The sequence below is a fragment of the Pseudomonas protegens genome (assembly GCF_003363755.1).
Lineage (GTDB): Bacteria > Pseudomonadota > Gammaproteobacteria > Pseudomonadales > Pseudomonadaceae > Aquipseudomonas > Aquipseudomonas danubii.
Genome location: NZ_CP031396.1, coordinates 2,632,475 through 2,654,937, shown reverse-complemented (window position 1 = coordinate 2,654,937; position 22,463 = coordinate 2,632,475). Strand labels below are relative to the sequence as shown.

The following is a 22,463-nucleotide window of genomic DNA, read 5'->3' as shown; positions in this document are numbered from 1 at the left end:
GAAGCTGGCATGGTCGGTCACCATGCCAGCCATGTAGCGCTTATTTCAGGGCGGCAAATGCGCGCTCTGCTGCATCCAGGGTCAGTTGCAGCTCAGTCTCGCCGTGGGCGATCGAGGTGAAACCGGCCTCAAAGGCACTTGGCGCCAGGTACACGCCGCCTTCCAGCATCAGGTGGAAGAAGCGCTTGAACAGGTTGGCATCGCTGGCCATCACATCGTCAAAGGTGACGATATCGTCGGCGCCACTGAAGTACAGGCCGAACATGCCGCCCGCCTGAGTGGTGACGAACGGAATGCCTGCGGCATCGGCGCGTTGCTGCAAGCCTTCGAGCAGGCGGCTGGTGTAGTCGCTCAGTTCGGCGTGGAAGCCCGGGCGGCTGATCAGGCGCAGGGTGGTCAGGCCGGCAGCCATGGCCAGTGGGTTACCGGACAGGGTGCCGGCCTGGTAGACCGGACCCAGGGGCGCAATGTGTTCCATGATCTTGCGTTTGCCGCCGAAGCAGCCCACTGGCATGCCGCCGCCGATGATCTTGCCGAAGGTGGACAGGTCTGGAGTCACGCCGTAATGGGCCTGGGCGCCGCCTAAAGCGACACGAAAGCCGGTCATCACTTCGTCGAAGATCAGCACTACGCCGTGTTGGTCGCAAAGAGTGCGCAGCCCCTCGAGGAAGCCCGGTGCCGGCGGCACACAGTTCATGTTGCCGGCCACAGGTTCGACGATGATGCAGGCCACTTCCTGGCCCACTTCCGCCAGCATTTTTTCCACTGCAGCGATGTCGTTGAAGGGCAGGGTCAGCGTGTGTTTGGCGAAAGCTGCAGGTACACCGGCAGAGCTGGGTACGCCTTGAGTCAGGGCGCCGGAACCGGCCTTGACCAGCAGGCTGTCGGAATGCCCGTGGTAGCAGCCTTCGAACTTGATGATGCTGTCGCGGCCGGTAAAGCCACGGGCCAGGCGAATCGCGCTCATGGTGGCTTCAGTGCCGGAGCTGACCATGCGCACCATTTCCATGGAGGGAACGATGGAGCACACCAGATCGGCCATTTCGGTTTCCATGGCAGTCGGGGCGCCGTAGGACAGGCCATGCTCCAGCTGCTTGCGTACCGCGTCCAGCACGTCCGGGTGACTGTGGCCGAGAATCATCGGGCCCCAGGACCCGACATAGTCGACATAGCGCTTGTCGTCTTCGTCAGTGACGTAGGCACCTTCGGCGTGCTTGAAGAACAGCGGGGTGCCGCCCACGCTCTTGAAGGCGCGGACCGGCGAGTTGACGCCACCAGGGATGTGTTTCTGGGCGTCGGCAAACAGGGTTTCGGAACGGGACATGATCGGGCTCTCAAAAAATCAGCTGTTGAATAGGGCGTTGAAGGCGCGGGCGCGACGGGTCACTTCGTCGGCGCTATCGGCGCCGAACAGGCCGTGAACCACCGCCAGCAGGTCGGCGCCGTGGTTCACCAGGGGAGCGGCGTTTTCCAGGGTGATGCCGCCAATCACGCAGATCGGCAGATGCAGGCTGGCCCGGGCCTGATCCAGCAACTCCAGGCTGGCCGTGGGCGCGCCGGGTTTGGTGGTGGAATTGAAAAAGCGGCCGAAGGCGACATAGCTGGCGCCTTCCTTCGCGGCTTGCTCGGCCAGTGGCAATTGGTCGTGGCAGGTCGAACCGATAATGGCCTGGCGCCCCAGCAGGGCGCGGGCCGGCGTCAGGGGACCGTCGCTCTGGCCCAGGTGCACGCCGGCACCGATGCGTGCCGCCAGCTCGGCGTCATCGTTGATGATCAGGCGGGTCTTGTAGCGCTCGCACAGGTTCAGCAGGGTTTCGGCTTCCCGCAGACGGCGGGCCTGGTCATCGCTTTTATCGCGGTACTGCAACAGGGTGACGCCGCCTTCCAGCGCTGCCTCCACGTACTTCAGGAACTTGCCGGCCAACAGCTGGCTGTCGGTGATGGCGTACAGACCACGTAGTTTCATTGAGCGGGCCTCATGACATTACGAGCAGAAATCCAACGGCAAGCGGCGCGGGACAAACTGGCCGCGGCCCAGTTGCTCGGCGTCGCGCAGGGTGCGCCAGGTGTAGTCCAGGGCCGACTTTACGGCGCTGGCCAGATGTTCGCCTTGGGCCAGACGTCCGGCCAGGGCACTGGCCAGGGTGCAGCCGGAGCCGTGGTAGCTGCCTGGCAGACGCTGGCAGGTGTAGGTCTCGCGCAGGCCGTCACGGCTGTACAGGCGATTGTGCACTTCGTGTTCATCGCCATGGCCGCCGGTGATCAGCAGGTGCTTGACGAACGGCAGGAGTTTTTCGGCGCATTGGTCGGCGCTGCCTTCGGGCAGTTCCGCAAGAATTCGGGCTTCGGGAAGGTTGGGAGTGGCAATGGTGGCCAGGGGCAGCAGGCGTTCGCGCATGGCGTAGCCCACTTCATCCTTGCCCAGGCGGCCACCGCCGCCGGCGCGCAGCACCGGGTCGCACACCAGGGGCAGGTGTGGGTGTGCCTGGAGCAGTTCGACCACGGTGTCGACCATCTCCAGGGAGCCCAGCATGCCCAGCTTGACCGCGGCGACAGTGGAGTCGTTGAGCACGGCATTGGCCTGGGCCAATACCCACTCGCGATCCAGAACGCGGAAATCGCTGACGTTGACCGTGTCTTGCACGGTCAGGGCGGTGACAGCCGGAGCTGCGTGACAACCCTGAGCCAGCAGGGCTTCGATATCTGCCTGCAAGCCGGCGCCACCACTGGGGTCGTGGCCGGAGAGACAGAGGACAACGGGGCGAGAGCTGTAGATATTCATGGGCGGCGAGCTTACCACCAAACGCTTTTTTTCGCGGCGCCTGGTGCGCAATGGAAGTTGTCGCTTTGCCGTGTTCGATCTTCTTGACCGATGCAACAGCTCTAGCTCGCTGGATTGCGCTGAAAGGCCCGTTCTAGAGCCTTTAGACTAAAATTTTCAATGGTGTTCATTGGCCATCAACGGCTATGCTAGAGTGCATTCAAACCAATAACAGGTCATGCCGGTCTTGCGTCTGCTCAAGGGAAATGGGGGACTTCCTGACACCACCGGACAAGCCACGCTGGGGCTTTAATGCGCTATTTGCTGATGTTGCTGTTGAGCTTGCCGATGCTGGCTGGCGCCGTCGAGTTCGACGAGTTCACTCAACGCTTGCCTTTGGGCCGAGTGATGCAAGTATTCGAAGACGCGGGTGGCGAAGCAACCATTGCCGATGTCAGTTCGGGGCCCTTGGCTGAGCACTTCAAACCCCACGATAAAGACACCCTCAATGCCGGTTACTCACGTTCGGCCTTCTGGCTGAAGATCGACCTTCAATACCGCCCCGGCAATCCCACGGCACAGCGCAGCTGGTTGCTGGAACTGGCCTATCCGCCCCTGGATCACCTGGATCTGTACGTCCCCGATGAAGCCGGTGGCTTTCGTCTGGCGGAGCGCACCGGCGATGCCTTGCCATTCGACAGCCGACAGATTCGCCAGAACAATTACCTGTTCAACCTGAATTTCTCCCCCCATGAGCACAAGACTGTCTATTTGCGCCTGGCCAGTGAAGGTTCGATCCAGGCGCCGCTGAGCCTCTGGTCCACCACTGCCTACCTTGAGGCGCAGCCAGTGCGGCTCTACGTGCTGGGGCTGATCTACGGGGTGTTGCTGGGCATGCTGGTGTACAACCTGTTCATCTATCTCAGCGTGCGTGACACCAGCTACCTCTACTACATCGTCTACATCGCTTCGTTCGGTCTTTATCAACTGTCGGTCAACGGTGCCGCAGTGGAGTACTTCTGGCCCAACAGTCCGTGGTGGGCCAATGCGGCGACGCCATTCTTCATCGGCGCCGCGGGGCTGTTCGGCAGTCAGTTCGCCCGCAGTTTCCTGCAGACCTCCCGGCACAGTCCCTGGGTTGACCGGGTGCTGCTGGCGCTGATGGCGTTCGGCGCAGTGGTCATGGCCTTGTCACTGATGACCAGCTACGCCCTGGCCTTGCGCCTGGCAACCACCTTGGCGCTGCTGTTTACCGTGGTGATTTATGTGGCGGGGATCGTCGCCTGGTGTCGCGGATTGCGGGTGGCGCGTTATTTCATCATTGCCTGGTCGGCCTTTCTGTTCGGTGGGGTGATCAACACCTTGATGGTGCTGGGTTACCTGCCGAACGTATTCCTGACCATGTACGCCAGCCAGATCGGCTCGGCGATCGAGGTGGCGCTGCTATCCCTGGCCCTGGCCGACCGGATCAACTCGATGCGTGAGCAACAAGCCCAGACGCTGCTTGAGGCCGGGCAGAAGCTTGAAGTGCTGAACCAGCAACTGGCTCACAGTAACCGTCTCAAGGATGAGTTCCTGGCTACCCTGACCCACGAGTTGCGTACGCCGATGAACGGTGTCATCGGCTCGCTTGAGCTGATGCAGACCCTGGAACTGGACCCGGAGATGGAGCAGTACCAGCAGACCGCCGCCGGCTCGGCACGGGACATGATGCGCATGGTCAACGGCATCCTCACGTTGACCGAACTGCAAGCCGGCAAGCTCAGCGCCCAGCGCCAGCCGTTCAGCCTGCGTTCGATGCTCAGCGCACTGCAAACCCAGTTTGGCGCCAGCGCGGCGGCCAAGTCCCTGTCCTTTCAGGTCGACCTCAGTGCCGGGCTGCCCGACCGCTTGCAGGGAGATCGCTGCAAGCTCAGCCATTGCCTGGAGTGCCTGCTGGAGAATGCCGTCAAGTTCACCCATTCCGGTGGCGTGGTGTTGCGGGTGGTCACCCGGTCTGTTTCGGCCGAGCGAGTGAGCCTGAGCTTTGAGGTGATCGACAGCGGGATAGGTTTTGTCAATCTGGACGAGGCGACGCTGTACCAGCGTTTCTTCCAGCTCGACGGTTCCATGACGCGTGAATATGGCGGATTGGGCATCGGCCTGGCGATCTGCCGGCAATTGGTGGACTTGCTGGGCGGGCAATTGACCCATGAGTCCACGCCTGGACAGGGCAGTTGTTTCCGCTTGCTGGTGGAGTTCGATGTCCAGGAACCCACTCCTCGGGCGCCGACAGCCCTTCATCGGCGTGCGCCCCAGGACTGTACCGTGCTGCTGATGGACGATAACGACGTCGATCAACTGGTGGTGCGGGGCATGTTGCTCAAGCTGGGGTACCGAGTTCGCACCGTCGGCAGTCCCACCGATGCGCTGCAACTGCTGGGGCGTGAACTTGTCAGCGCGGTGCTGATCGATGGCCAGATCACTGCAGCGCAACTGGGGGCATTTCGTCTTCAGGCCCAGGCAATGCCCGGATACGCCCACCTGCCCATCTTGCTGGCCTGCGCTCCTGGTACTGAAGGTTGTGCAGCGACAGCAGGGGCCGACTGCCTGGGCAAACCGGTGAAATTCGAGGCACTGCAAGCGGTGCTGTTGAAGCGGGTACTTTGTGTTGAGCAAGGCGAAAGTGCCGATATTTAGGCTGATATGCCACTTTGTTCGGGGTAGAGCGGGTGCTTAACTGGGGTCTTGGCACACCCTGAAGGAGTCCCGCAATGAACCTCCACCAGTTCGCTGAAACTCACGAAGTCACCAACCAGCCGCCCGCCCTGGACGGCGCCAACCTCTATCGGATCGACCTGCCGTTGCAGCAGTGGATGCGGCGCTTCGATGCCGGCTGGGCCGAATCCCGGGTCGATGCCTATGGCGCCCTGGCGGGTGGTCCGCTGATGGAGGCGGGGTTCCTGGCCAATCAGAACAAACCGGTGTTTTCCAGTCACGACCGCTTTGGTCACCGGATCGACCTGGTGGAGTTTCATCCGGCGTATCACCAGTTGATGCAGGCGGCCATCGAGGGCGGGCTGACCTCACTGCCCTGGACCGACCCACAAGCGGGGGCTCATGTAGCCCGCGCCGCCATGACCTATCTGCACAGTCAGGCCGAGGCGGGCAGCGGTTGCCCGTTGACCATGACGTTTGCCTGCGTGCCGGCGCTGAAACTGCAGCCGGACATCGCCGAGCAGTGGTTGCCGAAGATCCTCGCCACTCAATACGACCCACGTAATGTTGGCATGCAGCACAAGACCGGGCTGACGATTGGCATGGCCATGACCGAGAAGCAGGGCGGGACCGACGTTCGTGCCAATACCACCCGAGCCTATCCGGTGGGAGCCCCGGGACCGGGGCAGGCTTATGAGCTGGTGGGGCACAAGTGGTTCTGCTCGGCGCCGATGTGCGATGCCTTCCTGACCCTGGCCCAGACCGACAAGGGCCTGACTTGTTTCCTTCTGCCCCGTCATCGTCCGGATGACAGCCGCAACCAGTTCTATATCCAGCGCTTGAAGAACAAGCTGGGCAACCTCTCCAATGCTTCCAGCGAAGTGGAGTTCCGTGGCGCTCTGGCCTGGATGATCGGTGACGAGGGGCGCGGCGTACCCACCATTATCGAAATGGTCGCCATGACTCGCTTTGACTGCATGGTCGGCTCCAGCTCGCTGATGCGCCAGGCCTTGACCCAGGCCAGCCATCATTGTGCCCATCGCCGCGTCGGCGGGCGGGTGCTCAGTGAGCAACCGCTGATGCAGAACGTGCTGGCCGACCTGGCCTTGGAAAGCGAAGCGGCCCTGGCCTTGAGCATGCGCATGGGACGAGCCCTGGATCATCAGGACGATGCCCAGGAAGCGAAGTTCTCTCGGCTAGTGACGGCGGTGGGCAAGTATTGGATCTGCAAGCGCGCCCCGGCCATGATCAACGAGGCCGCCGAATGCATGGGAGGCGCCGGATATGTCGAAGACAGCATCCTGCCGCGGCTGTACCGCGAGGCGCCGGTGAACTCCACCTGGGAAGGCTCAGGCAACGTGCAATGCCTGGACGTGCTGCGGGCCTTGTCGAAAGAGCCCGGGGTACTCGATGTATTGTTTGCCGAGCTGGGGGACGGGCATGGCGAGCAGCGTCTGGCGGCGCATATTGCGGCGCTCAAGGACAGCTTCAGGGACACCGGCGACATCCAGTACCGCGCCCGCCAACTGACCGAGGACATTGCCTTGGGCCTGCAGGCCAAGCTCCTGCTTGAGGCCGGTAACGAGGTGGTCAGCGACGCCTTTATCGCCAGTCGTCTTGGAGGGCAGAGCGGTCGGGTCTACGGTACCTTGCCCCGCGGGCTGGACGTAGCCGCCATTGTTGCCCGCTCCACGCCTCAAGGCTTCTGACCTTTCGTAGCAGCCGGCTTGTCGGCGAAGAGGCGTTGTCGCCATGGCCAGCGCCGACACGCCGGCTCCTGTAACTCCGCTGTTCCCGTGGGGCGGTGTTGCAGGCAAGATGAACGCCTGCAAGATCAGAACACAGGATGCTTACCGTGACCGAAGCTTTTATTGTCGTTCAAACCGCCGAGCAAGCCGTGGATCGGCTTGCTGCTTTGCATGAGCGGGCCACCACGGCCCTGAGCCAGGCGCTCAAGCGTTACCTCAAGGACCGGGTCGAGCCGGATGCCGAGCAAAGAGCGCTGTTTCGCTATCCCGAATTGCGCCTGACCTACCACTGCCATGGCGAAGTTCCGCAGACCACCCGGGCTTATGCCAAGGTGCAACTGCCGGGCACCTACAGCGTCACCGTCACTCATCCCGCGGCCTTTCGCAATTATCTGCTCGAGCAACTGGTGCCTTTGATGCATGACTTCACCGTCACGGTGGAAGTGGGTGTCAGCGAGCAGAACATTCCTTATCCCTACGTGGTGGAACAGGGCGACGAACTGGCCGGTTCCGGCGTAACCGCGGCGGCCCTGGCCCGGGTATTCCCCAGCACCGACCTGTCGGCTGCCACCGACGGTATCGCCGACGGTCTCTACGACTGGGAAAACACTCACCCGCTGCCTTTGGCGCTGTTTGATGCGGCGCGGGTCGATTTCTCTTTGCGGCGCCTGGTGCATTACACCGGCAGCGACTGGCGTCATGTGCAGCCGTGGATCCTGCTAACCAACTATCACCGTTACGTCGACCAGTTCATCGTCCATGGCCTGGAGCAACTGCGCAGTGATCCGCGTTTTGTGCGCATGGTCCTGCCGGGCAACGTGATCATTGAAAAGAGCATGGATCATGGCGAGGCTTCGGCAATCGCCGCCGGTGTTGTCTGGCATCGCTACCAGATGCCGGCCTATCACCTGCAGGCCAGCGATGGCCACGGTGTGACCCTGGTGAATATCGGCGTCGGCCCCTCCAATGCCAAGAACATCACCGACCACTTGGCGGTGCTGCGCCCTCATTGCTGGTTGATGATTGGCCACTGCGGTGGACTGCGGCAGTCCCAGACCATCGGCGATTACGTCCTGGCTCACGCCTACATGCGGCGTGACGGCATTCTTGATCGCGTGGTGCCGCCGAACATTCCGATTCCGGCCTTGGCCGAGGTCCAGCTGGCGTTGCAGCAAGCGGCGGCCAATGTCACCGGGGAGAAGGGCGAGCAACTGAAGAAGCGCCTGCGCACCGGTACCGTCCTGACTTACGACGACCGCAACTGGGAGCTGCGCTGGGCCGAGGAACGTCCGTTCATCAACCTGTCCCGGGCCGTGGCGGTGGATATGGAAAGCGGCACTATCGCGGCCCAGGGCTATCGCCTGCGGGTGCCTTACGGCACTTTGCTGTGTGTCTCGGACAAACCCCTGCACAGTGAGATCAAGTTGCCGGGTGCGGCCAATGCCTTCTACGAGCGGGCGGTCAGCCAGCATTTGAAGATCGGTATCGAAGCCGTGGACCTGATGCGCAGTGAGCTCAACTCCCTGCACTCGCGCAAACTGCGCAGCTTCGACGAGCCGCCTTTCCGCTAAGCGTTTAATCCATGGTCATTTGGCGATCAGGCCACTAGCATTGTCGGTCCTGATCGCTGAATGTTCCTGATCCCATGTCCCGTCCGTCCCGTCCTGCTTCCCGTCGCCCTGGCGCGAAGCCGTTTTCCGTTTCTCCCTCCAAGCGCGTGGCCAAGGCGCCACCGGCCGAGCCGAAGCTGATCCTGTTCAACAAGCCTTTCGACGTGCTGACCCAGTTCAGCGATGGTGAGGGACGGGCGACGCTCAAGGATTTCATCGCCATTCCCGGGGTCTACCCGGCCGGGCGCCTGGACCGCGACAGCGAAGGGTTGCTGCTGTTGACCAATGACGGGCAGTTGCAGGCGCGGATCGCCGATCCCAAGCACAAGTTGGCCAAGACCTATTGGGTACAGGTCGAAGGCGAACCCAGCGCTGAGCAGTTACAGCGCTTGCGTGACGGCGTGGAGTTGAACGACGGCATGACCTTGCCGGCTGAGGCGCGACGGCTGGAAGAGCCAGAGCTGTGGCCGCGCAATCCGCCAGTGCGCTTTCGCAAGAGCGTGCCTACTCATTGGCTGGAATTGGTGATTCGTGAGGGGCGCAATCGCCAGGTGCGGCGCATGACCGCCGCCGTCGGCTTGCCGACCTTGCGGCTGGTGCGGGTCAGGATTGGCGACTGGACCCTGGATGGCCTGGATCAGGGCCAGTGGAAGGAAGTGCCGGCGCGCTTATAGAGCGCCGGATTCGATCAGGCCGATCACCACGCTCTTGATGATGAAGGCGGCCACGCCCAGGCCCAGTACGAAGAACAGGATAAAGGAGCCGAAGCGTCCGGCCTTGGACTTCTTGGCCAGGTCCCAGACGATGAAACCCATGAATATGATCAGGATGCTGACCAGACCGGTCATCATCCACTCTTCGAATACTGCTGGGTCCATCGATCATCTCCATTGCAGGCAGGTCAAAAAACGCCGGGCGAGTATACGCCATGGGACACTTGCCGAGCATTGATCTGCCTGCGTTACGTCGCCACAGCCGCTATTCAGCTGCGCAGGTGGGTCAGGGGCAGTTCGGTGCTGTTGAGCACCTGATTGAGCACGAAACTGGAGCGCACACTGGTCACGCCGTCGATACGGGTCAGGTGGCCGAGCAGCAACTTCTGATAGTGATCCATGTCCGGCACCACCACCTTGAGCTGGTAGTCGGCGTCCACACCGGTCACCAGGCTGCATTCCAGTACCTGGGGCAGGCTGCGGATGGCCGCTTCGAAGTTCTCGAAGCGTTCCGGCGTGTGCCGGTCCATGCCGATCAATACGTAGGCGGTCAGGCTCAGGCCGAGCATCTTGCGGTCCAGCAGGGCGACCTGGCGGGAAATATAACCGTCGTCTTCCAGCTGCTTGACCCGGCGCGAGCAGGGCGAGGGCGACAGACCGATGCGCTCGGCCAGTTCCTGGTTGGAGATGCGGGCATCGCGTTGCAATTCCGCCAAAATACTCAGGTCATAGCGGTCGAGTTTGCTCATCAATCAGGCCTTTGTCATAAGTATTGCGTTGAATTATCTATCTTGAGTTAAAAATTGCGCAAGAGGTGTTTTTGCAAGCAATCTTCGCAATCCGCTGTCGCCGGCCCAGGCCTATTCTTATCACCAGAATCACTGCCCGGACATAGAGTCCACTGCGGCCCGCCGAATCAGGCCTGCCGCGGCCGCCAACCCCACAGGGTTGATCCGGCCCCCGGGCTACACCCTGTCCAGAAGACGGAGTGAGGTGAGCCGGCGCCACAAGCGTCGAGCACGGACAAAATCTCAAGGGGTGGCCGACGGGCCGCCCTTTTTTATTGCCTGCGAAATAAGTCTCGTGACTGATAATCTGCTGCAGAACCGCCCCAGGCTTTTTCAGTCTTAGGTACAGGCCCCAATCCGCAGTGAGGAATAGCATGAAGTCGCGCATCTGGCGTTTGGCAGGTGTTGGTGTGTTGTGCGTGAGCGTCAGCGCGCAAGTGCTCGCCGATGAGCGGGACGAGAGACTGCAGGGAGCACCTTCCGGCGGGCAGCGTGAGCATGCCCCCGAAGGGCGTGGCGAGGGCCATCAGGGCGGTCCGGCGAACTCGCCTGAACGTGCGCAACCTGCCCCGCAGCAACCGCGTCCGCAGAATGAGATCATTCGTGGCGATAACAGCCGGCAGTTCGAACACAACGGCCAGAATCCGGGTGGGCAGTGGCAGAACCGTCCCCAGCATGATCCCAATCAGCAGGGGCGACCGGCTCCTCAGCAGCCGCAGCCGGCGCCAGGGCTGCCCATCCAGAGCCGTCCCGATACCGTGCGCCAGACCCAGGAACCCCTGCGCGGCTACTACCAGGACATTCCCCGACGCAATGACTACAACCCGCATTGGCAGGCCGGTGGTCCAGGCTCGCGTCCCGACCATGGTCGCCCCGACGACTATCGCTGGCCGGGCCGTCCCGACGGGCATGGCAACGGCTGGGGGCCAGGTCCGCAGTATCGCCCGGGTTACGTGATTGACCGTTTCCCCGAGCGCAATTACCGGGTGCCTTACCGTGGCCAGGATTACTTTTTCTCGGGGGGCTATTGGTATCGTCCACAAGGTCCACGGTATGTGGTGGTGCGCCCGCCTTATGGGATTCGAGTGGCCTACCTGCCTGACTACGCGCGGGAAGTGTGGATCGGCAGCGCGCTGTTTTTCCTCGCTGCCGGGGCTTATTACACCTATGAAGCCAACACCCAACAGTATGTAGTGGTCGAACCGCCCGTGGGTGTGCCGCCGCCGGACCAGCAGCCGGCTGGCAATGGCTATGATGTGCTGGCGTACCCGGTCAACGGCCAGTCGCCACAGCAGATCGATCAGGATCGCTACGACTGCTATCGCTGGGCGGTGCAGCAGAGTGGCTTCGATCCGGCCAGCGCAACCTATCAGCCGGCCCCGCAAGTGGTGCAGGCCTACCGTCAGGCCCAGGGCAACTGCCTGAGCTCGCGGGGCTACCAGGTCACTTACTGAGCCCTGGCGGTGTCGACCACTTCCTGCGGATCGGCGTGTACCAGTACCTCGGCCCGTGGATAGGCCTGGTGGATCGCGTCGGCGGCCTGATCGCTGATGGCGTGGGCCACCGACAGGCTCAGGTCGCCGGGCAGTTCCAGATGCAGTTGGACGAACCAGTGGCTGCCGGAAATCCGCGTGCGCAAGTCATGGGCGCCCAGCACGCCGGGCACACTGCAGGCCAGTTCCAGCATGTGTTGGCTGACATCGGCGGGCAGTTCCTCGTCCATCAGCACCGAGAAACTTTCCCGGGCGATCTGGATCGCGCTCCAGAGAATGTAGACGGCGATCCCCAGGCCGAACCAGGCATCCACCTGATGCCAGCCGAAGGCCGCCAGTACCAGGGCCAGGAGGATGCTGCCATTGAGCAGCAGGTCGGAGCGGTAGTGCAGGGAGTCGGCCCGTACCGCGTTGGAGCCGGTTTCGCGGATCACCCGATGCTGCAGGATCAATAGCGCCATGGTCAGTACCAACGACAGCCCGATCACCCCGATGCTCAGCCAGGGTGCGCCTACCGGTTCCGGGTGCTGCAGGCGTTCGAACGCCTGAAAGGCAATCAGCACCGCACTGCCGGCGATGAACAGCGCCTGGGCCATGCCCGCCAGGGACTCCGCCTTGCCGTGGCCGTAGCGGTGATCATCATCGGCCGGGCGCAGGGCGTAATGCACCGCCAACAGATTGAGCAGCGAGGTGAAGCCGTCGAGCACCGAGTCGGTCAGCCCCGCCAGCATGCTCACCGAGCCACTGAGCCACCAGGCGATGGCCTTGGTCACAATCAGGATGCCTGCCACCGTAACCGAGGCGCGGGTGGCCAGGCGCAGGAGGCGAGCGTGTTCCGGGTTGCCAATCATCGGCGGCGGGTTCCTTGAAGGTTGGGGTCAGGCTGCAGGCTGCAGACCGTACAAGGCCAATTGCTGCACGCTGCCCTTGTGCTGGATCAGGCGCGGATCATCCAGAGGGAAGCTGCCCCCCAGTTCGCTTTCCAGAATGGCCTGCAGTTTGCGGTTGTCGACTTTACCGTCGGCGCCAATGGCCTGCTGGAGTTTTTCCGGCGCGATTTGCGCGGTCTTGCCCGGCTCCAGGTAGATCGCCCCGGTGGCGAAGTCGACGCCAAAGGCGATCAGCCCCGGAATGACATAGAACAGCAGGCCCACGGCATCGAGCACCACCACCACTGGATCGATCTTGCCGTCGATCTGGCCGCGGCGGTCGGGAAAGAAGATCGAGCCACAGGCCGTGAGTTGGGTCAGCAGAGTGGTCACCAGAACGCCGCCAATGACACGGTGGGGAATACGCATGGATATCTCCTGGTAAATATGCAGACAAAGCGAAATGGAGCGGGGCATTGAGTCTTGTCGATCAGCACTCAGACCATGATTAACCCCAGGCAGTTCGCCGTTATACTCGCGCCTCTGTTTTGGAGCCAGCATGAATTCTTTGCCAATTGATGAAGTTTTGCCTGCATTGCGCGAGGCCCTGGCGGCGCGCCATGAAGCGGTGCTCGAAGCCCCGCCCGGTGCCGGCAAGACCACCCGTGTGCCCCTGGCGCTTCTGGATCAGGACTGGCTGGCCGGACAGACCATCCTCATGCTCGAACCCCGGCGCCTGGCGGCCCGGGCTGCGGCGGAGCGCCTGGCCAGCGAACTGGGGGAGAAAGTCGGTGAAACCGTGGGCTACCGCATCCGCCTGGAAAGCAAGGTCGGCCCGCGGACCCGTATCGAAGTGGTCACCGAAGGTATCCTCACCCGACGCCTGCAGGACGACCCGGCCCTGGAAGGGGTTGGCCTGCTGATCTTCGATGAGTTTCACGAGCGCAGCCTGGATGCCGACCTAGCCCTGGCCTTGAGCCTCAATGGCCGGGAGCTGTTTCGTGACGAGCAGCCCCTGAAGATTCTGTTGATGTCGGCGACCCTGGAGGGCGAACGTCTTTCCACGCTGCTGGGCGATGCGCCGATCCTGCGCAGTGAGGGGCGCATGTTCCCGGTGACCCAGCGCTGGGGTCGGCCGTTCCAGCCCGGCGAGTTCATCGAACCGCGGGTGGTGCAGACCGTGCTTGAAGCCATCAACGATGAAAGCGGCAGCCTGCTGGTGTTTCTCCCAGGCCAGGCCGAGATTCGTCGAGTGCATCAGCAGTTGGCCGAGTCCTTGGGACAGCGCAGTGAGATTCTGCTCTGTCCACTGCATGGCGAGCTGGACCTGGCCGCCCAGCGCGCGGCCATCGATCCGGCCCCGGCGGGGCGGCGTAAAGTGGTATTGGCCACCAATATCGCCGAAACCAGCCTGACCATTAACGGCGTGCGGGTGGTGGTGGACGCCGGGCTGGCCCGAGTGCCGCGCTTCGATCCCGGCAGCGGCATGACCCGCCTCGACACCCAGCGTATCTCCCGGGCCAGCGCCACCCAGCGCGCCGGCCGGGCCGGGCGCCTGGAGCCTGGCGTGTGCTATCGCTTGTGGTCGGCGGATCAGCAGGAACAACTGGCGGCCTATGCCGGCGCGGAGATCCTTCAGGCCGACCTGGCCGGTCTGGCCCTGCAACTGGCGCGCTGGGGCGTGACCCCGAATCAGCTGGCCTGGCTGGACCCGCCTCCCAGCGCCGCTTATGCACAGGCCCAGGACCTGTTGCAGCGCCTGGGAGCGCTCAACGATGACGGCACACTGACCCGCCACGGTCAGGCCATGGCCGAGTTGCCGGCCCATCCGCGCATTGCCCACTTGCTGTTGCGCGGCCAGTCCCTGGGGCTGGCGCAGATGGCCTGCGACGTCGCGGCCCTGCTGGGGGAACGGGACATTTTGCGCGGGGCCGGCGCCGACCTGCACAGTCGCCTGGTGCTGCTTTCCGGGGAGGAGCGCGCGGCCCGTGGTGCCCAGGGTGGTGTCCAGCGTGCGCGGCAACTGGCGCGGCAGTACCGTGGCTACCTGCGAGGGCAGCCCGAGGCAGCGGTCGCCGATCCCGAGCATCCGCGCTGGCTTGGTGCCTTGCTGGCCCTGGCCTACCCCGATCGGGTGGCCCAGCAGCGCCGTCCCGGTGGTGCCGAGTATCGACTGGCCAACGGCCGTGCGGCGCTGTTCAGCGAAACCGACAACCTGATGAAGCAGCCCTGGCTGGTGATCGCCGACCTGGGCAGCCGCCAGGGCCAGCGTGAGGAGCGCATCTACCTGGCAGCGGATTTTGATCCGACCCTGTTCGATACGGTGCTGGCAGAGCAGGTGCGCAACGTCGACCAGCTGGATTGGGACGAGCGCGAAGGCGTGCTGCGGGCCGAGCGTCAACGCAAGGTTGGTGAGCTGGTACTCAGCCGTGAACCGCTCACCGGCCTGGACGAGTCAGCCCGTAGCCAGGCCCTGGTCAATCTGGTGCGGCGCAAGGGCCTGGAGCTGCTGCCCTGGACCCCGGAGCTGCGCCAGTGGCAGGCTCGGGTGACCTTGCTGCGGCAGCTGGATCTGGCGGACAAGGGCGAGAGCCAATGGCCGGATGTCAGTGATGGCGCCTTGCTCGCAGGGCTGGAACAGTGGCTACAGCCCTACCTGGGCAAGGTGTCGCGACTGAGTCACTTTGCCAACCTGGAGCTGGCCAGCATTGTCCACAACCTGTTGCCCTGGCCGCTGCCCCAGCGCCTGGACGAGCTGGCTCCGCATCATCTGACGGTACCTTCGGGTTCCTCTATCCGTCTGGACTACAGCGAGCAGCCGCCGATTCTGGCGGTGCGCCTGCAGGAGCTGTTTGGGCTGTCGGACACGCCGCGGATTGCCGGTGGCCGCCAAGTGGTCAAGTTGCACCTGCTGTCGCCGGCGCGGCGTCCGGTGCAGGTCACCCAGGATCTGGCGAACTTCTGGCGCAGCACTTACGCCGAGGTGAAGAAGGATCTCAAGGGCCGTTATCCCAAGCATTACTGGCCGGACGATCCGCTGATTGCCGAGGCTACGGCGCGGATCAAACCCCGCAAGTAAAGCGGGGTTACAACGCCGGCAACAGGAACCGGGCAAGCACCGGCAGGTGGTCGGAGATGCGCTGGGTGTCGTCCTGGCGTACTCGGGATTCAACCCGCTTCAGTCGTGGGCTATAGAACAGGTAGTCCACCGTGCGATCCGGGCCGTCGAGGCTCGGGTCGTTGGGGTAGTGGGTCAGCCAGCGAGCACGGTCGACCCCACTGGCCTGGGTGTTGCTGGGGATCATCGGGTACTTGTCCCATAGCAGGTGCAGCGGGCTGTCAGCGTTGTAGGGCGCGCGCTGTTCTTCGCTCAGGCGTTGGTACTGGCTCAGGGGCAGCAGGTTGAAATCGCCGCCAATCAGCCAGGGGGTGCCGCGGCTCTCCAGTTTGTCCAGAACCTTGGCAATGGCCGTCACCTGCTTGTGCTGAGTGTCGTCGGCGCGCTGTGCACGTTCCAGATGGGTGTTCAGCACCACCAGTTGGCCGCCATCGCTCAGGGGCAGGTAGCTCAGCAGCAGGGCGTCCTTGGGCTGGAACTGCCGGCTGATGAGCGGGTGCGGGGCAACCGGCAGTTGCAAGCGTTCGGCGTGATCGATGCGGTAGCGGCTGAGGGTCGCCAGTTGTCGGCCGACGCTGCCGAAAATGTGCGGCGAGGGCACGAAGTCCGCCTTCCAGTCGTAAGCCTGGGTGCTGCAGGGGTAGAGGTCGGCGAGCCGCTCCTGCAGGAGTTTGAGTTGATCCTGGTAGGCGCTGGCCTTGGCGCCGTTGTCCACTTCCTGCAGCAGCACCAGGTCCGGCTGTTCGTCGCGGATGACCCGGGCCACTTCGTCGAGGCTGAAGGCCATGTCTTCCAGGGTCGGACGTTCGTCCTCGCCCCGGGCCTGGTCGTTCCAGAACACGTAGCGCTTGCCCGCCAGGTACTGCAGGTTCCAGGTCATCACCTTGAGTGCCTGGCCCGGCACCAGCGGCGTGGCCTGGGCGCTGCAACTGACCGTCAGGGTTTCCTTGGGCAGAGGGCGCCAGGTCAGGCTGTAGATCAGGCCGGCCAGTACCAGGCCGATCAGGAGCAGGCTCAACAGGGTGATGCGCAGTAGACGGGTCATCGGCTCGGCTTATGGCGTTGCAGGATGGGCCGGAGCATAACCGAGTGCGCGGCGCTCACCCAAGGGGTAGAGCGGCCGCAAGGTGAATCAGCGGTTGTCCGTTGGCTCGTTGATGAGCATGTACAGGCGGAACAGCACCACGCTGGTGAACAGCTGCAGGAAGCTGTAAGCGCTGTCGATGGCCAGGGACAGGATCGGGTTGTGCGGATCGGGATAGGCGGTTTCGCTCGCCCCTTTGAGCAGCCACAACGGGGCCATGACCGCCAGGATGCACAACAGGATGCGCAGGAAGTGCCCGCGGCTCAGACGCAGGCTTTCCTTGATGGCCGCCAGGGGCGCCAGGCCCTTGAGCACCAGCAGGTACTCGGCGAAGGCCAGCACCACCATCAGCCACAGCCCCGGCAGCAAATACAGCGACAGCCCGAGAAGAATCAGCAGCGTGCTGACCGCCGTCAGCACGGCGAAGCGCGGCCACAGGCTCAGGGCCATGGCCCAAAGATCACGGTTGCGAGGCGATTCCCCCCGGGTGCGGGCGTCGAGAAACAGGATCAGCGCGCCGGTGTACAGCGGATAGAGCAAGAGCCCCACCACCACGCTGGAGCCGGGAAAGGCATTCTCGCCCAGGGCGCTGCTGACGCCTTGTTGCAGCAGCGCTTCGAGAATCACCAGGGGCAGGCACAGTTGGGCGATGCGGCCGAAGTTGCGTTGGAAAAAATAGAAAGAGTCGCGCAGAACATCTAACGGAGTCATTGATGGGGATCGCAGTTGACCAAGCGGTTGAACACTTTAACCGAAGCTGGCCCCTCGGGAGCAAACGTAAACCTTGAGTAAAGACCATTGAAAGTCGTCGCCCCAACCCCATAACTGGTGCGTACCGCGGCCCTGTGGGGGCACGGACCAGATTTTTACCGGCAATCTAAAGAGGTCGCCATGAACAGCGAAGAGCAAACCCTGATCGATGGACTGTTTTCACGGTTGCAACAAGCCGAGACGGACTCAGCTCCACGTGACGCCCAGGCCGAAGCGCGGATCAAGGAACACCTGATCCGCCAGCCTGCGGCCGGGTATTTCATGACCCAGGCGATCCTGGTGCAGGAGGCTGCCCTGAAAAGCCTCGATGAGCAGAACAAACAATTGAGCCAGCAAGTGCAGCAGTTGCAGGCCGAACTGCAACAGGCTCGCTCCCAGGCCCGCGCTGCAGCTCCGGCGGCCAGTGGCGGCTTTCTGTCGAGCATCTTCGGCGGTTCCCGCGAGTCGCAACCGGCTCCCGCGCAGGCCCCGAGTGTGGCGCCATCCTCCGGCGGTGGCTGGCGTGAGCCGTCGCGCTCTTCCTTTGGCGCGCCACCGCAGCAGAATTTCGGTGCCCCGCAGCAGAACTATGCGCCGCAACCGGCACCGGCTGCCGGCAGCAGCTTCCTCGGTGGGGCCTTGAAAACCGCAGCCGGCGTGGCCGGCGGGGTGATGCTGGCCCAGGGCATCAGCAGCCTGTTCCACAGCAACCAGCAGCCTCAGGAAGTCGTCGAAGTCATCAAGGAAGAACCGGCACCGGCCAGCGACAACAGTGGCTGGGGCAATGACGATCAGCGGCTGGCCAACAACGACTCCTGGGGCAACAGCGACCAGGGCGGCTTCAGCAACGCCGATTACGGCAACGACGACAGTTCGTTCTTCTCCGACGACGATTCCTTCGTCTGAGGCTCCGTCGGTCCGGGGCAGGCACCTGCCCCGGACCGATTATTCGCGGAACATTCCTTGTGACTGGCATACTGGGCGACTTTTCGGGTCTTGAGCCCCGTTCCAGCCCCTGCGCTGCTGCGCCATGAGGATTAGCGGTGAAGAAAATCGCGGTGTTCGCCGACGTCCAGAACCTCTATTACACCGTCCGCCAGGCCTATGGTTGTCACTTCAACTACGCGGCGCTGTGGGCGGATATCAGCAAGCAAGGGCAGATCGTCGAAGCCTATGCCTATGCCATCGATCGCGGTGACAGCAAGCAGCAGCAGTTTCAGCAGATCCTGCGCAACCTGGGCTTCACGGTAAAACTCAAACCCTACATTCAGCGCAGCGATGGCTCGGCCAAGGGCGACTGGGACGTGGGCATCACCATCGACATCATGGACGCGGCCGCCCAGGTCGACGAAGTGGTGCTGGCCTCCGGCGACGGCGACTTCGACCTGCTGCTCGAGCGCATCATCCACAAGCATGGGGTCAGCGCGGTGGCTTATGGCGTGCCGGGTCTGACTGCCAATTCGCTGATTCGCGCCGCTACCCGCTATGTGCCGATCGAAGGCGCCTTGCTGCTGAAAAGCTGATCATTTTTTATACGGAGCTGCACAGGTTTGGAACGTATTGCCGTCATCGACTTTGAAACCACCGGAATCTCCCCGAGCAGCAGTTGCCGGGCCACGGAAATCGCCGTGGTGATTCTTGAGCAGGGGCGCATCGTCGAGCGTTACCAGAGCCTGATGAATGCCGGCGTGCGGGTGCCGGGCTTTATCGAACAACTGACCGGCATCAGCAACGCCATGCTGCGCAGCGCCCCGCCAGCGGATCAGGTGATGAACGAGGTCAACGAGTTTGTCGGCACCACGCCGTTGCTGGCCCACAACGCGGCCTTCGACCAGAAGTTCTGGGATTTCGAACTGGGGCGGATCAAGCGCACCCGCTTGCAGAATTTCGCCTGTTCCCTGCTGCTGGCCCGGCGCCTGATGCCGGCGGCGCCGAACCACAAGCTGGGCACCCTGACCTCATTCGCCGGCTTGCCCCACACCGGTCAGGCGCACCGGGCCATGGCCGATGCGGAAATGGCCGCCAACCTGGTGGCGCATCTGGCGGGCGAGCTGCGGCACACCCATGGCGTGCGTGAGCTGTCCCACGACTTTCTCTGCAAGCTGCAGAAAGTCCCGGCGGCCAAGATCCCCGAGCACCTCAAACGTCAGCGCGGGGGCTGAGCCCAGGCTCCGGATTCATTTGCCGTTGCTTTCCAGTTGCCCCAGGGGCACCCGCCGTTCGATGGCGCTGGACAGCACGATGGAAGTCTTGCTGAAACCGAACTGGGCCACGCGATTGATCAGTTCCTCCAGCTCCGGCATCGAGCCCACGGCAGCCTGCATGATCACGCAAGGATCTCCCGTCACCCGATGACACTCGGTGAGCTGGGGGATCTTGATCAGTTCGTCATAGTTCTTCTGGTTGCCATGCTGGGCCAGGCGCAGTTCGATCACGCACTGGATCGGCAGCCCCACCTTGGCCATATCGACCTTGGCCTGATAACCGGTGATCACGCCGCTGGCCTCCAGCTTGGCCACGCGCTCGGCCACTGCCGGCGCCGAGAGGTTGACCTTGCGCGCCAGCTCGGCGTAACTCGCCCGGCCGTTTTCCAGCAGGCTGGCTAGGAGCAAGCGATCGTATTTGTCCATGGAAGGCCTCTAATAGGTACGACTTTCGAAAGCACGGCATATAGCCCTGAACTCCATGTTTTGGAAAGTGTACTGCCGTTATAAACACTTTTTGTAACTTAAGTTCCCCGGGTCACCTTTCTAGAATAGTTCTCCCCCTGCCTGCTCCGAGCTGCCCCCATGCCTGGCCAAAGCCGTTTTCCCTTGCCGTTGATTGCCGCCTTTTTTGCCCTGTACGTGATCTGGGGGTCGACCTATCTGGTGATCCGCATCGGCGTCGAGTACTGGCCACCGTTGATGCTCGGCGGTGTGCGTTTCATCATCGCCGGCAGCTTGATGTATGCCTTCCTGCGCTGGCGCGGGGTTCCGGCACCGACCTGGGCGCAATGGAAGGCCGCGGGGATCATCGGCGTGTTGCTGCTCAGTTGCGGCAACGGTGCGGTGACGCTGGCCGAACACTCCGGGGTGACCTCTGGAGTGGCGGCCCTGGCGGTGGCCACGGTGCCTTTGTTCACCTTGCTCTGCGGCTATTTCTGGGGTGCACGCAACACGCGTCTGGAGTGGGCCGGGATCATCCTCGGGATGATCGGTATCGGCATGCTCAACCTGGGTTCCAACCTGCAATCCAGCCCGCTGGGTGCGGCCTTGTTGCTCTTCGCCGCTGCGGCCTGGGCCTTCGGTTCAGTGTGGAGCAGGCACCTGCCGCTGCCCCAGGGGGCCATGGCCAGCGCTGCGGAAATGCTCGTCGGTGGCGTGGTGCTGATGATCGGCAGCGTCTTGAGCGGCGAGCATCTGGACGCCATGCCGCCCCTGGAAGGCTGGTTGGCCCTGGCCTATCTGGCCGGCTTCGGGTCGATCATCGCCTTCAACGCCTACATGTACCTGCTCAAGCACGTGCGGCCGGCCGCGGCCACCAGCTATGCCTACGTCAATCCGGCGGTGGCGGTGCTGCTGGGGATCGTCTTTGTCGGTGAAACCATCGGCATCGAGGAGGGCCTGGCCATGCTGGTGATCATCAGCGCGGTGGTGCTGATCGGCCTGCCCCAGTGGCGCAAGCCGAAAGCCGCTCCTCAGCAAGAGGTTGTCTGATCAGCCTGCCGGTGGTTGGCCGGCAAGCTTCTGATCCAGAAAGTCGCCGATCAGCTTTGCCACCTGCCGGTGGATGCCCTGGCGATCACCGGCATCGCCATCGCGGCAGATAATCTCATCCCCAGGCGCCTCTTCCTTGAGCAGGGCCACGGCGCCTGGCTTGCAGACTTGCATGAAGCTGAAGTGGCTGGCATTGGCCAGGACCTCATAGCGCGAAGGCGGGGACGCCAGATGGGCGTTCAGATAGCCCGACTCTTCTTCCACGGGCATGTCCGCGATGTTCACTCCGGCCCCCAGGACCAGAACCGGTGTGTGCAGTGTCGACAAACTTTCGGGGGTAAAGCCGCGGGCGAACCCCAGGTCCAGCGCAACGACGGCCTTGACTCGCGGGTCCCGCAGATCGGTGCTCAGCGGGCCCTGATTGTGCGCGGTGATTCCCAGTTCCGGAGCTATGTGGCAAAGGCGTGGATTGGGATGCAGCCGGCATTCCTCCAGGTAACGTTCCGGGCTGTAGCGGGCGCCGGCCAGCGCGGTGACCGTCCAGCCGCCCAGGGAGTGGCCGATGGCGGCGATGCGCTGCGGGTTGACCGTGCCGGCCAGGGTGTTATCGCGGGTGAGCCTGTCGATGACCCGGCTCAGGTCACGCGGGCGCTCCCAGAGCTTGGCGGCTTCTGCGGGGCGCTGGTCGAATGTGGTGGTGCCCGGATGGTCGGGAGCCGCGACTATATAGCCTTGGTCCACCAGGCTCGATACCAGCCAGCTGAGATTGCGCCAGTTGCCGCGATAGCCATGGGACAGCACCACCAGCGGATGGGCAGAGCCGCTAGGGGCGGCATTCTTGATGGTCGCTACACCCTGGAAAATCGGGTTTTCAGCCGATGGCAGGAGGGGGATGGTGGCCGTGGTGGGGTACCAGAGGGCGACATGCAGGGGGCGCTGCTGACTGGCGTCCGCCAGCGTCACTTCACGAAAGCCGATGAGTTCGGCGGCCTGCACCTGGGACAGGCACAGGGAAAGGGAAAGGCCCGCTAGCATCCATGCGGACAGGGCAGATTTGCGCATTCGGATCTCCATTGGCAAAGCATCGGTGTTCTGCCAGTGGGGGCGCGCCTTGGAGGAGTCGACGGCGTTCAG

General features: G+C 63.2%; 21 protein-coding genes. 10 read left to right on the top strand and 11 right to left on the bottom strand.

Annotation, left to right across the window (positions count from 1 at the left end; all coding sequences use genetic code 11):
• Positions 1-40 precede the first annotated feature (40 nt).
• From hemL to DWF74_RS11785, 3 genes are read right to left on the bottom strand one after another with little or no spacing between them, the layout of a single operon-like run.
• Positions 41-1,324: a glutamate-1-semialdehyde 2,1-aminomutase gene (hemL, locus tag DWF74_RS11795; protein ID WP_102865364.1), complete on the bottom strand. Its 1,284-nt coding sequence runs from the start codon at positions 1,322-1,324 to the stop codon at positions 41-43.
• A gap of 18 nt (positions 1,325-1,342) precedes the next feature.
• On the bottom strand, positions 1,343-1,966 hold the full coding sequence (thiE, locus tag DWF74_RS11790) for a thiamine phosphate synthase (RefSeq protein WP_102865365.1): 624 nt from the start codon (positions 1,964-1,966) through the stop codon (positions 1,343-1,345).
• A gap of 18 nt (positions 1,967-1,984) precedes the next feature.
• Positions 1,985-2,782 (bottom strand): hydroxymethylpyrimidine/phosphomethylpyrimidine kinase, encoded by a 798-nt coding sequence (locus tag DWF74_RS11785; RefSeq protein WP_042941299.1) that lies wholly within the window; start codon positions 2,780-2,782, stop codon positions 1,985-1,987.
• Between the two features lie 291 nt (positions 2,783-3,073).
• Between DWF74_RS11785 and DWF74_RS11780 the strand changes: the two genes are divergently transcribed.
• The 4 genes from DWF74_RS11780 to DWF74_RS11765 all read left to right on the top strand — a co-directional run bounded on the left by DWF74_RS11780 (position 3,074) and on the right by DWF74_RS11765 (position 9,490).
• A complete protein-coding gene (locus tag DWF74_RS11780; protein ID WP_102865366.1) occupies positions 3,074-5,440 on the top strand; it encodes a hybrid sensor histidine kinase/response regulator in 2,367 nt (788 codons plus the stop codon).
• A 74-nt stretch (positions 5,441-5,514) separates the two neighbouring features.
• Complete coding sequence (locus DWF74_RS11775) at positions 5,515-7,167, top strand: acyl-CoA dehydrogenase family protein (protein WP_110596243.1); 1,653 nt, start codon at positions 5,515-5,517, stop codon at positions 7,165-7,167.
• Positions 7,168-7,304: 137 nt separating this feature from the next.
• Positions 7,305-8,777 carry an AMP nucleosidase gene (gene amn, locus DWF74_RS11770; protein WP_162884094.1) on the top strand — a complete coding sequence of 491 codons (1,473 nt, stop codon included), beginning with the start codon at positions 7,305-7,307 and terminating at the stop codon, positions 8,775-8,777.
• Positions 8,778-8,923: 146 nt separating this feature from the next.
• Positions 8,924-9,490, top strand: coding sequence for a pseudouridine synthase (locus DWF74_RS11765; RefSeq protein WP_162884158.1), 567 nt, complete (start codon positions 8,924-8,926; stop codon positions 9,488-9,490).
• Here DWF74_RS11765 and DWF74_RS11760 read toward each other — a convergent pair.
• Together DWF74_RS11760 and DWF74_RS11755 are read right to left on the bottom strand one after the other, a co-directional pair.
• A complete protein-coding gene (locus DWF74_RS11760; RefSeq protein WP_003228500.1) occupies positions 9,485-9,694 on the bottom strand; it encodes a DUF2788 domain-containing protein in 210 nt (69 codons plus the stop codon). The genes DWF74_RS11765 and DWF74_RS11760 overlap by 6 nt on opposite strands.
• Positions 9,695-9,798: 104 nt before the next feature.
• Positions 9,799-10,278, bottom strand: a complete 480-nt coding sequence (locus DWF74_RS11755) for an Lrp/AsnC family transcriptional regulator (RefSeq protein WP_102865370.1) — start codon at positions 10,276-10,278, stop codon at positions 9,799-9,801.
• A gap of 413 nt (positions 10,279-10,691) precedes the next feature.
• Between DWF74_RS11755 and DWF74_RS11750 the strand changes: the two genes are divergently transcribed.
• Positions 10,692-11,771, top strand: a complete 1,080-nt coding sequence (locus DWF74_RS11750) for a DUF6515 family protein (RefSeq protein WP_102865371.1) — start codon at positions 10,692-10,694, stop codon at positions 11,769-11,771.
• Here DWF74_RS11750 and DWF74_RS11745 read toward each other — a convergent pair.
• The gene (locus tag DWF74_RS11745; RefSeq protein WP_102865372.1) at positions 11,765-12,661 is read right to left on the bottom strand and encodes a cation diffusion facilitator family transporter; all 897 of its coding nucleotides are present in this window, start codon (positions 12,659-12,661) and stop codon (positions 11,765-11,767) included. The genes DWF74_RS11750 and DWF74_RS11745 overlap by 7 nt on opposite strands.
• A 27-nt stretch (positions 12,662-12,688) precedes the next feature.
• On the bottom strand, positions 12,689-13,108 hold the full coding sequence (locus DWF74_RS11740; RefSeq protein WP_102865373.1) for a polyribonucleotide nucleotidyltransferase: 420 nt from the start codon (positions 13,106-13,108) through the stop codon (positions 12,689-12,691).
• Between the two features lie 130 nt (positions 13,109-13,238).
• Between DWF74_RS11740 and hrpB the strand changes: the two genes are divergently transcribed.
• Positions 13,239-15,758: an ATP-dependent helicase HrpB gene (hrpB, locus tag DWF74_RS11735; protein ID WP_110596238.1), complete on the top strand. Its 2,520-nt coding sequence runs from the start codon at positions 13,239-13,241 to the stop codon at positions 15,756-15,758.
• A gap of 7 nt (positions 15,759-15,765) precedes the next feature.
• On the opposite strand, the gene DWF74_RS11730 is transcribed toward hrpB, so the two are convergent.
• Entirely contained in the window at positions 15,766-16,842 is a 1,077-nt protein-coding gene (locus DWF74_RS11730) for an endonuclease/exonuclease/phosphatase family protein (protein ID WP_102865375.1), read from the bottom strand.
• Between the two features lie 87 nt (positions 16,843-16,929).
• A complete protein-coding gene (locus DWF74_RS11725) occupies positions 16,930-17,592 on the bottom strand; it encodes a YciC family protein (protein WP_115581005.1) in 663 nt (220 codons plus the stop codon).
• Between the two features lie 180 nt (positions 17,593-17,772).
• Here DWF74_RS11725 and DWF74_RS11720 point away from each other — a divergent pair, with 180 nt between their 5' ends.
• The 3 genes from DWF74_RS11720 to DWF74_RS11710 all read left to right on the top strand — a co-directional run bounded on the left by DWF74_RS11720 (position 17,773) and on the right by DWF74_RS11710 (position 19,793).
• Positions 17,773-18,537: a DUF2076 domain-containing protein gene (locus DWF74_RS11720; protein ID WP_102865377.1), complete on the top strand. Its 765-nt coding sequence runs from the start codon at positions 17,773-17,775 to the stop codon at positions 18,535-18,537.
• A 137-nt stretch (positions 18,538-18,674) separates the two neighbouring features.
• Entirely contained in the window at positions 18,675-19,154 is a 480-nt protein-coding gene (locus tag DWF74_RS11715) for an NYN domain-containing protein (RefSeq protein ID WP_060841231.1), read from the top strand.
• Between the two features lie 27 nt (positions 19,155-19,181).
• Complete coding sequence (locus tag DWF74_RS11710; RefSeq protein WP_102865378.1) at positions 19,182-19,793, top strand: 3'-5' exonuclease; 612 nt, start codon at positions 19,182-19,184, stop codon at positions 19,791-19,793.
• Positions 19,794-19,808: 15 nt separating this feature from the next.
• Here the strand turns inward: DWF74_RS11710 and DWF74_RS11705 are convergent, their stop codons facing one another.
• Complete coding sequence (locus DWF74_RS11705) at positions 19,809-20,261, bottom strand: Lrp/AsnC family transcriptional regulator (protein ID WP_060841229.1); 453 nt, start codon at positions 20,259-20,261, stop codon at positions 19,809-19,811.
• Between the two features lie 159 nt (positions 20,262-20,420).
• Between DWF74_RS11705 and yedA the strand changes: the two genes are divergently transcribed.
• Positions 20,421-21,329, top strand: coding sequence for a drug/metabolite exporter YedA (gene yedA / locus DWF74_RS11700; RefSeq protein ID WP_102865379.1), 909 nt, complete (start codon positions 20,421-20,423; stop codon positions 21,327-21,329).
• Here the strand turns inward: yedA and DWF74_RS11695 are convergent, their stop codons facing one another.
• Positions 21,330-22,391, bottom strand: coding sequence for an alpha/beta hydrolase family protein (locus DWF74_RS11695; RefSeq protein ID WP_115581004.1), 1,062 nt, complete (start codon positions 22,389-22,391; stop codon positions 21,330-21,332).
• Positions 22,392-22,463: the final 72 nt, after the last annotated feature.